The sequence below is a fragment of the Tabrizicola sp. genome (assembly GCF_030373185.1).
Classification (GTDB): domain Bacteria; phylum Pseudomonadota; class Alphaproteobacteria; order Rhodobacterales; family Rhodobacteraceae; genus Tabrizicola.
This window is the reverse complement of sequence record NZ_JAUCZH010000001.1, coordinates 875,199-889,079: the sequence shown is the minus strand read 5'-3', so window position 1 is coordinate 889,079 and position 13,881 is coordinate 875,199. Positions and strand designations below refer to the sequence as shown.

Below are 13,881 nucleotides of genomic sequence, written 5' to 3'. Positions count from 1 at the left end.
TGCGCCCAAGGTTCAAACCTGTCACGATTTGACGAAAGAAGGGGCGCGCGCATGTCTGACCCATTGGAAGTGCTTGATTTCTGGCTCAACGAGATCGGGCCGAAAGGCTGGTATGCCGGGGGCGAGGCGATTGATGCCGCTTGCCGCGACAGGTTCGGCGATCTGTGGCAGGCGGCCCATGATGGCGGGCTGGAACACTGGGTCGACGGCACTGTCGGCACGCTCGCCTATCTGATCGTGACCGACCAGTTTCCCCGCAACATCCACCGCGACAGCCCGCTTGCCTTCGCCACCGACGCCCGCGCCCGGACTGCGGCGCGCAAGGCCGTGGCCGAAGGCTGGGACATGAAGGCCCCCGAACCGGAACGCCAGTTCTTCTACATGCCTTTTGAGCATTCCGAAGACCCAGCCGATCAACAGCTTGCGGTGGAATATCTGACCGAGCGGATGTCGTCCGAACCGGACATGGCCCTGCATGCCCGCGCCCATGCCGAAGTGATCCGCCGCTATGGCCGCTTTCAGACCCGCAACGCGGCCCTTGGTCGGGTCAATACGCCCGAGGAACAGGCCTATATGGACGAAGGCGGCTACATGGCGCTGGTCAAAAGCCTTGGCGCTTAGTCATGCGCCTGGCGCATAGGGCTGCGGCAACCCCTGCGTTGCTTGGGCGAAGGAAATAGTTTAAGGGCAAACTACTTTTCCAGGGAGGGAAGAATGGCAGGCCAGAACTTCGACGTCATCGTGATTGGGGCAGGACCGGGGGGCTATGTTGCCGCGATCCGGGCCAGCCAGCTTGGCCTGAAGGTCGCCATCTTGGAACGCGAACATCTGGGCGGCATCTGCCTGAACTGGGGCTGCATCCCGACCAAAGCCATGCTCCGCTCGGCCGAGGTTTATCACCTGATGCACCGCGCCAAGGAATTCGGCCTTGGTGCCACGGGGATCAGCTATGACCTGCCCGCCGTCGTTGCCCGGTCGCGGGGTGTGGCCAAACAGCTCTCGGGTGGCATCGGCCATCTGATGAAGAAGAACAAGGTCACCGTCTTCATGGGCGCGGCCACGATCCCCGCCAAAGGCACGGTCAGCGTCAAGACCGACAAGGGCGTCGAGACCCTGACCGCGAAATCCATCGTGCTCGCCACCGGCGCCCGCGCGCGGGAACTGCCGGGGCTGGAAGCCGACGGCGATCTGGTCTGGTCCTACAAGCACGCTTTGGTGGCCTCCCGGATGCCAAAAAAGCTGCTGGTCATCGGGTCAGGCGCCATCGGTATCGAATTTGCCTCGTTCTTCAACACGCTTGGCGCCGATACCACTGTGGTCGAGGTGATGGACCGGATCCTTCCGGTGGAAGACGCCGAAATCTCGGCCTTCGCCAAGAAACAATTCGTCAAGCAGGGCATGAAGATCATGGAAAAGGCGGCGGTCAAGAAGCTGGACCGCAAGCCCGGGCAGGGCGTCACAGCCCATATCGAAAAGGACGGCAAGGTCGAAACCCACGATTTCGACACGGTGATCAGCGCTGTTGGCATTGTCGGCAACGTCGAAAACCTTGGGCTTGAGGCGCTGGGGGTCAAGATCGACCGCACCCATGTCGTGACCGATGAATACTGCCGGACCGGCGTTGACGGGCTTTATGCCATCGGTGATATCGCCGGCGCGCCATGGCTTGCCCACAAGGCCAGCCATGAAGGCGTGATGGTTGCCGAGCTTATCGCCGGAAAACACCCGCACCCGATCAAGCCGAACTCCATTGCCGGCTGCACCTATTGCCACCCGCAGGTCGCCTCGGTTGGCCTGACCGAAGAAAAGGCCAAGGCCGCAGGATATACTCTCAAGGTCGGTCGCTTCCCCTTCATCGGCAACGGCAAGGCGATTGCGCTGGGCGAGGCCGAGGGCATGGTCAAGACCATCTTCGACGCCAAGACCGGCGAGCTCTTGGGCGCCCACATGATAGGTGCGGAAGTGACCGAACTGATCCAGGGCTATGTCGTCGGTCGCAGCCTTGAGACCACCGAGGAAGACCTGATGAACACCGTCTTCCCGCATCCGACCCTGTCCGAGATGATGCACGAAGCCGTGCTGGACGCCTACGGCCGCGCTCTGCATATCTGACCCCCACAGCGGCTTCCTCTCTGCTTAAATATCCCCCGCAGAGCGGGAGCCAAGCGGGCTTTGCCCGCGCAGGTGACCCAAAAGGCGCGCGGCGGCATTTGCCGCCGCTCCGCAAGATCACCGTCGCCACTGGCGCATCGCGTGGCGCAAGGCTACCAAGGCGGCATGCGCGCCCTGCCTCCGATGGTCCTTGTTCTTCTCTTGTGGTTTGCCGGGCTTGGGGCCGCGGCGCAGTTCGGCAAGATTTCCATTCTTTATGAACCCTTGCGCGGCACCTATGGTGGCTATGGCGAGGTGGCGCTTGGTCTTGTCGTGTCAATCGTGGGTATGGTCGGGCTGATCTTCGGCACCACGGCGGGGCTTCTTGTTGCCCGGGTCGGCCCGCGCCGGGCGATTGTGGCGGCCCTTGCGGCAGGGGCGGCGATGTCGGCGCTGCAATCGCTGTTCCCGTCCTATCCCTTGATGCTGGCCAGCCGGATCATCGAAGGTGCCTCGCATCTTGCCATCGTCGTGGTCGGCCCGACGATGATCGCCGCCTTGGCACCCGAGGCGAAGCGGCCCCTTGCAATGACGCTTTGGTCTTCGTTTTTCGGCGTCACCTATGCGGTTCTGGCGCTGATCGGGCCCCTGGTCACGCCAGGCGGTCTGTTTCTTGGCCATGCCGGATTCATGGCAGGGCTGGCGCTGATCCTTGCCGCGACCTTGCCCGCAGACCCAAAGGCCGCCCCGGCCCCGCTGGCGAACCTTTTGGGTCAGCATGCGCAGATCTATGCCTCGCCCCGGCTTGCGGCCCCGGCGATGGGGTTTTTCTGCTATACTTTCCTTTACGTTGCTGTCCTGACCCTCTTGCCGCCCGAAACGCCCGCAGCCCAACGTGCGCTGATTGCGGCGGGGATGCCGCTTGCTTCGATCGCGGTGTCGCTGACCCTTGGGGTCTGGCTTTTGCGCCATCTGACGCCGGTGCGGCTGGTCCAATGGGGCTATGGGGTGGCGATTCCGGGTTTTGTGCTGGTCTGGCTGTTCTGGGGCAATGGGGCAGGGATGGTGCTGGGCGGGTTCTGGCTTTCTGCGGCTCTTGGCATCGTGCAGGGCGCCAGTTTTGCCGCGATCCCGGAACTCAACGCAACGGCGCAGGACCGCGCGCGGGCAGCGGGGGCGGTGGCGCAACTGGGCAACCTTGGCACCACCAGCGGAACGCCGGTTCTGGCGGCGCTTCTTGCCTCCGCTGGCCCGCTGGGACTGGCGCTTGCCGCCGCCATTCTCTGTATGCTTGGTATCGGCTTGCATGCCGTGCAGGCAAAGCGCCGCCTCTTGCGCGCGGATTGACGCCCGTTCACTTTTCGTTCACAAATACGGGTTGGAGACTCGCCCACAAAGCCCTATCTGTTGCGGCGGTATCCGGGGGTTAGCATGGCCGAACAGAAGTTCATCGAGGTGCGGGGCGCGCGCGAGCATAACCTCAAGGGGGTGGATGTCAGCATCCCGCGCGATCAGCTGGTGGTGATCACCGGGCTTTCCGGGTCAGGCAAGTCGTCGCTGGCCTTTGACACGATCTATGCCGAAGGCCAGCGCCGCTACGTCGAATCGCTGTCGGCATATGCCCGGCAATTCCTTGACATGATGGGCAAACCGGACGTCGATCATATCTCGGGCCTGTCGCCTGCGATCTCCATCGAACAGAAGACCACCTCGAAAAATCCGCGCTCTACCGTCGGCACCGTGACCGAGATTTATGACTACCTGCGCCTTTTGTTCGCCCGCGTCGGCACGCCCTACAGCCCCGCGACCGGCCTGCCGATCACCGCGATGCAGGTGCAGGACATGGTGGATGCGGTCATGGCGATGCCGGAAGGCACCCGCGCCTATCTCTTGGCGCCGATCATCCGCGACCGCAAAGGCGAATACAAAAAGGAATTTCTCGACCTGCGCAAACAGGGGTTCCAGCGCGTCAAGGTCAACGGCACCTTTCACGAGTTGGAGGATCCGCCGACGCTCGACAAGAAGTTCCGCCACAACATCGACGTGGTGGTTGATCGGATCGTGGTCAAGGAAGGCATCGAAACCCGGCTGGCCGACAGCTTTCGCACCGCATTGAACCTTGCCGACGGCATCGCGGTGATTGAACTTGCCGATGGCAGCGATGAGCCGCAGCGCACCACCTATTCCGAAAAATTCGCCTGCCCGGTTTCAGGCTTTACCATCGCCGAGATCGAGCCGCGCCTGTTTTCCTTCAACGCCCCTTTCGGCGCTTGCCCGGTCTGTGACGGGTTGGGGATGGAGCTGTTCTTCGACGAACGGTTGGTGGTGCCGGACCAGAACCTGACCCTGATGCAAGGCGCTATCGCACCCTGGGCCAAGTCGAAATCTCCCTACCTTACGCAGACGATGGAGGCACTTTCCAACCATTACGGCTTCAACCTGAAAGCCAAATGGAAAGACCTGCCCGACACCATCAAGGAGCTTTTCCTGCAAGGGTCGAAGGGCGAGGAAATCCAGTTCCGCTACGATGAAGGTGGCCGCGTCTATCAGGTCAAACGGGTCTACGAAGGGATCATTCCCAACATGGAGCGCCGCTACCGCGAAACGGATTCCGCCTGGAGCCGTGAGGAGATGGAGCGGTATCAGGCCAACCGGGCCTGCGGTGCCTGTGGCGGGTATCGCCTGAAGCCCGAGGCATTGGCGGTCAAGATTGCCAGGCTGCACATCGGGCAGGTGGTGCAAATGTCGATCACCGAAGCCTATGCCTGGATCGAAGGCGTGGCCGAGACGCTGACGAAGCAGCAGAACGAAATTGCCCGCGCCATCCTGAAGGAAATCCGCGAACGCCTTGGATTCCTTGTGAATGTTGGGTTGAACTACCTGACCATGAGTCGCGCCGCAGGCACGCTTTCCGGCGGTGAATCGCAGCGTATCCGCCTGGCATCCCAGATCGGGTCAGGCCTGACTGGCGTGCTTTATGTGCTGGACGAACCCAGCATCGGCCTCCACCAGCGCGACAATGACCGCTTGCTGACCACGCTGAAGAACCTGCGCGATGCCGGGAACACCGTGCTGGTGGTGGAACATGATGAGGACGCGATCCGTGAGGCGGACTATGTCTTTGACATGGGGCCGGGCGCGGGCGTGCATGGTGGAATGGTGGTCAGCCACGGCACGCCCGCCGAAGTGGCCGCCGACCCGGCCAGTCTGACCGGCCAATATCTGTCAGGCGCCCGGGAAATCGCGGTGCCGAAGGTGCGGCGCAAGGGCAATGGCAAGAAACTGACGGTCGTGGGGGCCACGGGCAACAACCTCAAGAACGTGACCGCAGAATTTCCCTTGGGCAAATTCGTATGCGTCACCGGGGTTTCCGGAGGCGGAAAGTCCTCGCTGACGATCGAGACCCTGTTCAAGACCGCCGCCACCCGGCTGAACGGCGCGCATGAGACGCCCGCGCCATGCGAGACGATCAAGGGGTTTGAACACCTCGACAAGGTGATCGACATTGACCAACGCGCCATCGGCCGTACTCCGCGTTCCAATCCAGCGACTTACACCGGGGCCTTCACCCCGATCCGCGACTGGTTCGCCGGTCTGCCGGAATCGAAAGCGCGTGGGTATCAGCCGGGGCGGTTCAGCTTCAACGTCAAGGGCGGGAGGTGCGAGGCCTGCCAGGGCGATGGCGTGTTGAAGATCGAGATGAACTTCCTGCCCGATGTCTATGTGACCTGTGAGACCTGCAAGGGCCAGCGCTACAACCGGGAAACCCTGGAAGTGAAGTTCAAGAACAAAAGCATAGCGGACGTTCTTGATATGACATGCGAAGACGCGGCGGCGTTCTTTCAGGCCGTTCCCGCGATCCGCGAAAAGATGGACGCGCTGTGCGAAGTGGGTCTGGGCTATATCAAGGTTGGCCAGCAGGCGACCACGCTCTCAGGCGGCGAGGCGCAGCGGGTGAAACTCTCGAAAGAGCTTTCTCGCAGGGCCACCGGCCGGACGCTCTATATTCTGGATGAGCCGACCACGGGCCTGCACTTCGAGGACGTCAGGAAACTTCTGGAAGTGCTTCATTCGCTTGTGGAACAAGGCAATACCGTCGTGGTGATTGAACACAACCTTGATGTGGTCAAAACCGCCGATTGGGTGATCGACATCGGCCCCGAGGGCGGTGACGGTGGCGGTGAGATCGTTGCTGTCGGCACCCCGGAAGACATCTGCAAGGTCGAGGTCAGCCATACGGGCCGCTATCTGAAAGACCTTCTCAAACCCCGGAAAATGGCGGCGGAGTGATCCGCCGCCATTCTAATAAAGCATTCACGCCAAGGGTTTAATCCAGCGCCTTGAAGTTCAGGCTGGCACCATCCTTGATGCCCGAGAACCAGCGGGCGGTCACGGTCTTGGTCTTGGTGTAGAACTTGAAGGCGTCCGGCCCATACTGGTTCAGGTCACCAAAGGCCGATTTCTTCCAGCCGCCGAAGCTGAAGTAGGATAGCGGCACCGGGATCGGGAAGTTGATGCCCACCATGCCCACGTTGACCCGGCTGCCAAAATCACGCGCGGTGTCGCCGTCGGCGGTGTAGATCGCGGTGCCGTTGCCATATTCGTTGTCCATCACCAGCTTCAGCGCCTCGTCATAAGACCCGGCGCGGACGGTGGACAGGACCGGCCCGAAGATCTCCTGCTTGTAGATCTCCATGTCGGGGGTCACGTTGTCAAAAAGCGAGGGGCCAACGAAGAAGCCGTTCTCATAGCCCTGAATCTTCAGGTTGCGGCCATCGATCACCAGCTTGGCGCCCTGGTCCACGCCCGAACCGATCAGCCCCAGCACGCGTTCTTGCGCCTGCTTGGTGATCAGCGGCCCGAAATCCACATCATTTCCAGCGGTATAGGGGCCGACCTTCAACTTTTCGATCCGCGGGATCAGCCGTTCGATCAGCGCGTCGGCGGTAGCCTCGCCCACCGGAACCGCAACCGAAATAGCCATGCAGCGTTCGCCCGCAGCACCGTAGCCCGCCCCCACCAGCGCATCGGCGGCCTTGTCGAGATCGGCGTCCGGCATGATGATCATGTGGTTCTTGGCACCGCCAAAGCACTGGGCGCGCTTGCCGTTCGTGGCGGCGCGACCGTAGATATATTGCGCAATCGGCGTTGATCCGACAAAGCCCACGCCCTGAATGACCGGGTTGTCAAGGATGCCGTCCACCACTTCCTTGTCACCGTTCACAACCTGCAGCACGCCGTCCGGCAGACCCGCTTGCTTCAGCAGTTCGGCAAGCAAGAGTGAGGTTGAAGGGCAGCGTTCGCTTGGCTTCAGGATCATCGCATTGCCGGAAGACAGCGCCGGGCCGATCTTCCACAAGGGGATCATGGCGGGGAAGTTGAACGGGGTGATCCCGGCCACCACGCCAAGCGGCTGACGCATGGCGAAAAGGTCGATGCCGGGGCCGGCACTGTCCATCATCTCGCCCTTGAGCATGGCAGGCGCGCCCATGCAGACCTCGATCACCTCAAGCCCGCGCTGCACATCGCCCTTGGCGTCGGGGATGGTCTTGCCATGTTCGCGGGCCACAAGTTCGGCCAGCTTGTCCATTTTTTCATTGATCAAGGCGCCAAAGGCCATCATCACCCGCGCGCGGCGCTGCGGGTTGGTTGCGGCCCAGCCGATCTGGGCCTTGGCGGCCTCATCGATCGCGTGGTCAAGTTCGGCCAGCGTGGCTAGCGCGACGCGCGCCTGCACTTCGCCGGTGGCGGGGTTGTAGACGTCGGAAAAGCGGCCCGAAGCGCCCTTGACCCGTTGCCCGTTGATCCAGTGACCGATCTCTTGCATGGAATCCTCCCGAAGTTGCTGACACCCTATTACGCTTGCACAAACGCCAGACAAAGCGGCAAGATACCAAAAGTGTTTTGCATAAATGCAGAGGGCCGGGAGTGGACTGGGACGATCTGCGCATCTTTCTTGCCGTCGCTCGCACGGAAAGTCTGTCGGCAGCGGGCAAGCGGCTGAAGATCGACCCGGCTACAGTCGGCCGCCGCGTTGCCCGGCTGGAGGAAGCAACTGCCACCCGGCTGTTTGCCAAATCACCACAAGGCTATGCGCTGACCGAGGAAGGCGCTCGCCTGGTTCCCCACGCCGAGGCCGCCGAACGGGCTTCGCTGGCAGCGGAAGAAAGCCTGTCCGGCCCCGGTGGGTTGACCGGGCAGATCCGCCTTGGTGCGCCGGATGGCTGCGCGAACTACCTGTTGCCGCAGGTTCTGGCCCGGATCTGTGACGCAAATCCCGGTCTGGAAGTGCAGATCGTGGCCCTTCCGCGGGTCTTCAACCTGTCAAAGCGCGAGGCCGACATGGCCATTGCTGTCTCACGACCTGAAGCCGGTCGGCTGACGGTGCAAAAGCTGACCGACTATCACCTGCACCTTGCCGCCAGCCGCGACTATCTGGCCGCGCATCCCTTGACCGGCCCCGATGATCTGCCAAGCCACCGCTTCATCGGCTATATCCCCGACATGATCTTTGACAAGGAACTGGATTACCTTGCCGAAATTGGCGCAGGGCCGGCGGCTCTTGCCTCCAACTCGGTCTCGGTGCAGTTGAACTGGCTGCGCCACGGGGCAGGGGTCGGGGTGGTGCATGACTTTGCCTTGCCTGCTGCGCCGGAACTCGCGCGTGTGCTGACCGACCGGATCAGCCTGACCCGCGCCTTCTGGCTGATCCGGCACGAAGGTGACGGGCGGCTTGACCGGCTGAACCGATTCGCCGATCAGCTGACCCGCGAGGTCCGGGCAGAGATGGCGCGGCTGGAGTCGGCAGTTCGGCTGAGTGAAACGCAGGCTTGACAGAATCCCGTGCCAGCCCGACCCTTGACCTCCGGTCAGGAGGAGGGGCCGTCTCATGCTCGTGCAACAAATCCTCAAATCCAAGGGTGATGATGGTGTCGTGACCGTCCCACCCGGAACCAGTGTCAGCAAGGCGGCGGAACTGCTGTCGTCCCGACGGATCGGGGCCGTCATCGTCTCGCCCGACGGCAAGCGCGTTTCGGGAATCCTTTCCGAACGAGATATCGTCCGGGAACTTGGCAAGCGTGGCGTTCCCTGCCTGTCGGATACGGTAGATTCCCTGATGACGGCGAAGATCGTCTCCTGCACGCGCAACGAAAGCACCGACGAAGTGCTGGGCCGGATGACCGAAGGCCGCTTTCGCCACATGCCGGTGATGGAGGGCGACCAGATGGTTGGCCTGATTTCGATCGGTGATGTGGTGAAGGCCCGTCTGATGGAGCTTTCGGCCGAAAAAGAAGCGCTGGAAGGCATGATCAAGGGTTTCTGACCCCGGTCAGGGCAGCAGTCTTCCGCTTTGGCCGGTGCTGCCGCTGGCTCTTGGCAAAGGATGGGCGGCAGGTTTTCCCTTGCGCCCGGGGGCGCAATATTGTTGCGTGCGCAGGCAGCGGGGGGCAGAGGGGGCGATCCATGCGCATCGGGCTTTACCCGGGGACTTTCGATCCGGTTACCCTTGGCCATGTCGACATCATCCAGCGTGCAATGGCGCTGGTGGATCGGCTGGTGATCGGTGTGGCCATCAACCGTGACAAAGGCCCGCTTTTCACGTTGGAAGAGCGTGTGGCCATGGTGGAGGCGGAATGCTCCGCGATCACCGCCAAGACTGGCGGCGAGATCGTCGTCCATCCGTTCGAGAACCTGCTGATCGACTGCGCCCGCGATGTTGGGGCCAGCATCATCATCCGCGGCCTTCGGGCGGTCGCTGATTTTGAATATGAATTCCAGATGGTTGGCATGAACCGCGCGCTTGATGCCAGCATTGAAACCGTGTTCATGATGGCCGATGCCCGGCGGCAGGCGATTGCGTCAAAGCTGGTCAAGGAAATCGCGCGGCTTGGCGGGGATGTGTCGCAGTTCGTCACGCCGCCCGTAGTCGTGGCGCTGAAGGGCAAGTACAGCTGACATGCAAAGGGGGCCAAGCGGCCCCCGGATCGTCGCGTAGTGTGCGGCCTGTCGCTCAGGCAGCCTTGCCGTAGACGGCTTCGCGCGCGATGCGGTCGGCGTCGCCGGGGTAGATGCCGATATCCAGAGCTACGTCCAGCGGCAGGTTGGCAATCTCGTCACGGGTCTGGCGATAGGCCGCATAATTGCGGGCGGCGGTCTTCAGCATGTCGATCACGGTAATCATCTTTATCGTCCTTTCACTTGCGAAGGGTCTGCTTCTCCTCATCGCGTGGTCAGTATGTAGGAAAGGCGTTAGCGCAAACAACGGCCAATGCTGCGGTGCGGCTATGCGCAATATGCATGGCTTGAAAGTGAAAAAAGGCGCCCGAAGGCGCCCTTTCCCCAGCAAATACAGATATTTCAGATCAATTTTCCCATCACCACAGCGGTATCAGCCATGCGGTTAGAGAAGCCCCATTCGTTGTCATACCAGCTCAGGATTGACACGAAGGTGCCGTCCATCACCTTGGTCTGGTCCATGTGGAACACCGATGAATGGGGGTCATGGTTGAAATCAGACGACACCAGCTTTTCTTCCGTGTAGCCCAGAACACCCTTCAAACGGCCATCCGCCGCCGCCTTGATCGCTGCGTTCACCTCTTCGACCGAGGTCGCCCGCTTGGCGATGAACTTCAGGTCCACCACGGACACGTTCGGCGTCGGCACCCGCATCGCGAAACCGTCCAGCTTGCCCTTCAGTTCCGGCAGGACCAGCCCCACCGCCTTGGCCGCGCCGGTGGAGGTCGGGATCATCGACAGAGCCGCCGCGCGGCCGCGGTAAAGATCCTTGTGCATCGTATCCAGCGTCGGCTGGTCGCCGGTGTAGCTGTGGATGGTCGTCATCATCCCCTTCTCGATCCCGATGGCCTGGTTCAACACCTGCGCCACGGGCGACAGGCAGTTGGTGGTGCAGGATGCGTTCGAGACGATGATGTCATCCTTGGTCAGCGTGTCATGGTTCACGCCGTAGACGATGGTCTTGTCGGCGCCGTCGCCGGGGGCCGAGATCAGTACCCGCTTGGACCCGTTTTCCAGATGCGCCTGGCATTTTTCCTTGGAGGTGAAGATGCCGGTGCATTCCATCACGATATCAACATCTGACCATGGCAGGTCGGCCGGATTGCGCAGCGCCGTCACCAGCATGTTTCCGCGGCCCACGTCGATCCAGTCGGCGCCGGTGGTCACGGTGGCGGGGAAGCGCCCATGCACCGAATCGTAGCGCAAGAGGTGCGCGTTGGTCTCGACCGGGCCAAGATCGTTGATCGCCACGACCTCGATGTCCGTGCGCCCCGATTCCACGATTGCCCGCAGCACGTTGCGGCCAATGCGGCCAAACCCGTTGATGGCGACTTTAACCGTCATGATCTTTCCTCCGAAGCTGAATCGGCGCGTTCCGATAGCGCTAACAAAGCGATATCGGTCAGAAATGCAACCTCAGTCTGACGCTGTCAGCGCCAGAATGCCACCCATTCGACCAGATCAAGGAACTTGCGCGCCAGAAAGAAGACGGCTGATGCGTCATTCAATGTCGCATCGGCGACAATCGCAGTGGCAAGGATCGCTCCCAGCCAGAACGCGATGACATTGGTCAAGGCAGGCCCTCCGGTTGGGGCCATTGCCCCGTTACTGCGCGAGTCGTCCCATCACACCGGCGACATCGGCCATCCGGCATGAGAACCCCCATTCGTTATCATACCATGCCAGAACCCGCACGGAACGCCCTGCGACCTTGGTCTGGTCCGGCGCGAAGATGCAAGATTGCGGCGTATGGTTGAAATCGATCGAGACCTTGGGCTCCGGGTCATAGGCCATGACCATGCCCATGTATCCCGCGCAGGCTTCCCTTACGATTTCGTTGACCTCGGCCACAGTCACCGATTTCTCGGCGATAAAGGTCAGATCGACAGCCGAGACATTCGGCGTCGGCACCCGGATCGACGAGCCCTCCAGCCGACCCGCTAGTTCCGGCAGCACCTCGCCAATCGCCTTGCCGGCCCCGGTAGAGGTCGGGATCATCGCCATCGCCGCCGCACGGGCGCGATAAAGATCCTTGTGGCGGCGGTCCAGCGTCGGCTGGTCGCCGGTATAGGAATGGATCGTGGTCATGATGCCGGATTCGATTCCGATTGTGTCGTTCAGCACCTTCGCCAAAGGCGCGAGGCAGTTCGTCGTGCAGGACGCGTTCGAGACCACCAGATGATCGGGCAAAAGGCTGCGGTGGTTCACGCCGTAAACCACCGTCAGATCGGCGCGTTTGGCCGGGGCCGAGACCAGCACCCGTTTGGCCCCACGCCCCAGATGCACGGCGGCCTTGTCCCGGTCATTGAACTTGCCGGTGCATTCCAGCACCACGTCCACGCCCTGCCAGTCAAGCTCTTCGGGGTTGTAGGTCGACATCATCCGGATCGGCCCGCGCCCAAGGTCAAGTCCTGCATCCGATACTTTCACCGCGCCGGGAAAGCGGCCATGCACAGAGTCATAGCGCAAGAGATGCGCATTGGTTTCCACCGGGCCGGTCGCGTTGATCGCCACCACCTGCACATCGTTGCGGTTCGATTCCGCGATATGGGCCAAGGTGCAGCGCCCGATGCGTCCGAAGCCGTTGATGCCGATGGTGATGGTCATGTCTTGCCCCTGCCTTGGAATAGCCTGCCTGCGCCATAACGGCTGACCATAGGGCTGAAAAGTCGGAAAGCGACAAGAAAACAGCATGTTAGCGCAATCTTCGCCTGTTTGCGCTAACCTTTTGCAGGGCTATGCCGAATCTGCGTTCCGCGCTACGCCATGGGCCTGACCGGCAGGAGCCAGACATGAGCGGACTTCTCGCATTACTTGATGACGTGGCCGCGATTGCCAAGGTGGCCGCAGCCTCGGTTGACGATATCGCCGCTGCGGCAACCAAGGCCGGGGTCAAGGCGGCGGGGGTGGTGATTGATGACGCCGCTGTCACCCCGAAATATGTGCATGGTTTTTCAGCCGACCGCGAGTTGCCGATCATCTGGCGCATCGCGCTGGGGTCAATGAAGAACAAGCTGATCATCCTGTTGCCCGCGCTTCTGGCGCTGGATCATTTCCTGCCGCAGGCGATCACGCCCCTCTTGATGCTGGGCGGGGCCTATCTGTGCTTTGAGGGCGCGGAGAAGGTGGTCCACGTGCTGTTCCCCCATGCCGACCCTCAGGTCGAGGCGGATTTTGACACCCGAGACCCCGCCCATCTTGAAGAAGAAAAGGTCGCAGGCGCGATCAAGACCGATTTCATCCTGTCGGCCGAGATCATGACCATCGCCCTTGCCACAATTGAGAGCCCAAGCTTCTGGATGCAGGCGATCACGCTGGCGGTGGTAGGGGCGTTGATTACCGTGGCGGTCTATGGCGCGGTGGCGCTGATCGTGAAGATGGATGATGTCGGGATGCACATGGCTGCGACCGGGCGCACAACTGGCGGCCGGGCGCTGGGGCGTGGGCTCGTCTTGGCAATGCCGAAGCTGATGGCGGTCTTGTCCACCGTCGGCACGGCGGCGATGCTGTGGGTCGGCGGCAGCATCGTGCTGCACGGGCTGGAGGTGACTCATCTTTGGCCCTGGCCGTATGAGACCATCCACCACATCGCCGTGGCGGCCACGCAGTCCCTTGAGACGAGCAGGGGCTTTGCGGAATGGATCGTGACCGCCTTTTTCGACGGGGCCTTCGGGCTGATCCTTGGGGTGTTGCTGATCCCGCTGGCCACACGGATCATCGGGCCACTTTGGGCGGTCATGACCGGAAGGAAGGCCGCGGCCCATTGACCCTTCC

13 protein-coding genes are annotated in these 13,881 nt (G+C 61.8%); 8 read left to right on the top strand and 5 right to left on the bottom strand.

Annotated elements, in window-relative coordinates; genetic code table 11:
• Nucleotides 1–51 precede the first annotated feature (51 nt).
• From QUV21_RS04295 to uvrA, 4 genes are all read left to right on the top strand, one after another.
• Nucleotides 52–621, top strand: a complete 570-nt coding sequence (locus QUV21_RS04295) for a DUF924 family protein (RefSeq protein ID WP_300853349.1) — start codon at nucleotides 52–54, stop codon at nucleotides 619–621.
• A gap of 93 nt (nucleotides 622–714) precedes the next feature.
• A complete protein-coding gene (gene lpdA / locus QUV21_RS04290; protein WP_300853348.1) occupies nucleotides 715–2,112 on the top strand; it encodes a dihydrolipoyl dehydrogenase in 1,398 nt (465 codons plus the stop codon).
• 165 nt (nucleotides 2,113–2,277) lie between these two features.
• Entirely contained in the window at nucleotides 2,278–3,438 is a 1,161-nt protein-coding gene (locus QUV21_RS04285; protein ID WP_300853346.1) for an MFS transporter, read from the top strand.
• A gap of 84 nt (nucleotides 3,439–3,522) precedes the next feature.
• Nucleotides 3,523–6,381, top strand: a complete 2,859-nt coding sequence (gene uvrA, locus QUV21_RS04280; RefSeq protein ID WP_300853345.1) for an excinuclease ABC subunit UvrA — start codon at nucleotides 3,523–3,525, stop codon at nucleotides 6,379–6,381.
• A 37-nt stretch (nucleotides 6,382–6,418) separates the two neighbouring features.
• Here the strand turns inward: uvrA and QUV21_RS04275 are convergent, their stop codons facing one another.
• Nucleotides 6,419–7,918, bottom strand: coding sequence for a CoA-acylating methylmalonate-semialdehyde dehydrogenase (locus tag QUV21_RS04275; RefSeq protein WP_300853343.1), 1,500 nt, complete (start codon nucleotides 7,916–7,918; stop codon nucleotides 6,419–6,421).
• Nucleotides 7,919–8,019: 101 nt separating this feature from the next.
• Between QUV21_RS04275 and QUV21_RS04270 the strand changes: the two genes are divergently transcribed.
• From QUV21_RS04270 to coaD, 3 genes are all read left to right on the top strand, one after another.
• On the top strand, nucleotides 8,020–8,925 hold the full coding sequence (locus QUV21_RS04270; protein WP_300853342.1) for a LysR family transcriptional regulator: 906 nt from the start codon (nucleotides 8,020–8,022) through the stop codon (nucleotides 8,923–8,925).
• A gap of 55 nt (nucleotides 8,926–8,980) precedes the next feature.
• Nucleotides 8,981–9,415 (top strand): CBS domain-containing protein, encoded by a 435-nt coding sequence (locus QUV21_RS04265; RefSeq protein ID WP_300853341.1) that lies wholly within the window; start codon nucleotides 8,981–8,983, stop codon nucleotides 9,413–9,415.
• Between the two features lie 140 nt (nucleotides 9,416–9,555).
• Nucleotides 9,556–10,047, top strand: a complete 492-nt coding sequence (gene coaD / locus QUV21_RS04260; protein ID WP_300853340.1) for a pantetheine-phosphate adenylyltransferase — start codon at nucleotides 9,556–9,558, stop codon at nucleotides 10,045–10,047.
• A gap of 55 nt (nucleotides 10,048–10,102) precedes the next feature.
• Here coaD and QUV21_RS04255 read toward each other — a convergent pair whose 3' ends face one another.
• The 4 genes from QUV21_RS04255 to gap (QUV21_RS04240) all read right to left on the bottom strand — a co-directional run bounded on the left by QUV21_RS04255 (nucleotide 10,103) and on the right by gap (QUV21_RS04240) (nucleotide 12,714).
• Nucleotides 10,103–10,273: a hypothetical protein gene (locus QUV21_RS04255; RefSeq protein ID WP_300853338.1), complete on the bottom strand. Its 171-nt coding sequence runs from the start codon at nucleotides 10,271–10,273 to the stop codon at nucleotides 10,103–10,105.
• Between the two features lie 176 nt (nucleotides 10,274–10,449).
• Nucleotides 10,450–11,451: a type I glyceraldehyde-3-phosphate dehydrogenase gene (gene gap, locus QUV21_RS04250; protein ID WP_300853337.1), complete on the bottom strand. Its 1,002-nt coding sequence runs from the start codon at nucleotides 11,449–11,451 to the stop codon at nucleotides 10,450–10,452.
• Between the two features lie 86 nt (nucleotides 11,452–11,537).
• Nucleotides 11,538–11,681 (bottom strand): hypothetical protein, encoded by a 144-nt coding sequence (locus QUV21_RS04245; protein WP_300853335.1) that lies wholly within the window; start codon nucleotides 11,679–11,681, stop codon nucleotides 11,538–11,540.
• A 31-nt stretch (nucleotides 11,682–11,712) separates the two neighbouring features.
• Nucleotides 11,713–12,714: a type I glyceraldehyde-3-phosphate dehydrogenase gene (gene gap / locus QUV21_RS04240; protein WP_300853334.1), complete on the bottom strand. Its 1,002-nt coding sequence runs from the start codon at nucleotides 12,712–12,714 to the stop codon at nucleotides 11,713–11,715.
• Nucleotides 12,715–12,899: 185 nt separating this feature from the next.
• Here gap (QUV21_RS04240) and QUV21_RS04235 point away from each other — a divergent pair, with 185 nt between their 5' ends.
• Entirely contained in the window at nucleotides 12,900–13,874 is a 975-nt protein-coding gene (locus QUV21_RS04235; RefSeq protein ID WP_300853333.1) for a DUF808 domain-containing protein, read from the top strand.
• The last annotated feature ends 7 nt before the right edge of the window (nucleotides 13,875–13,881 follow it).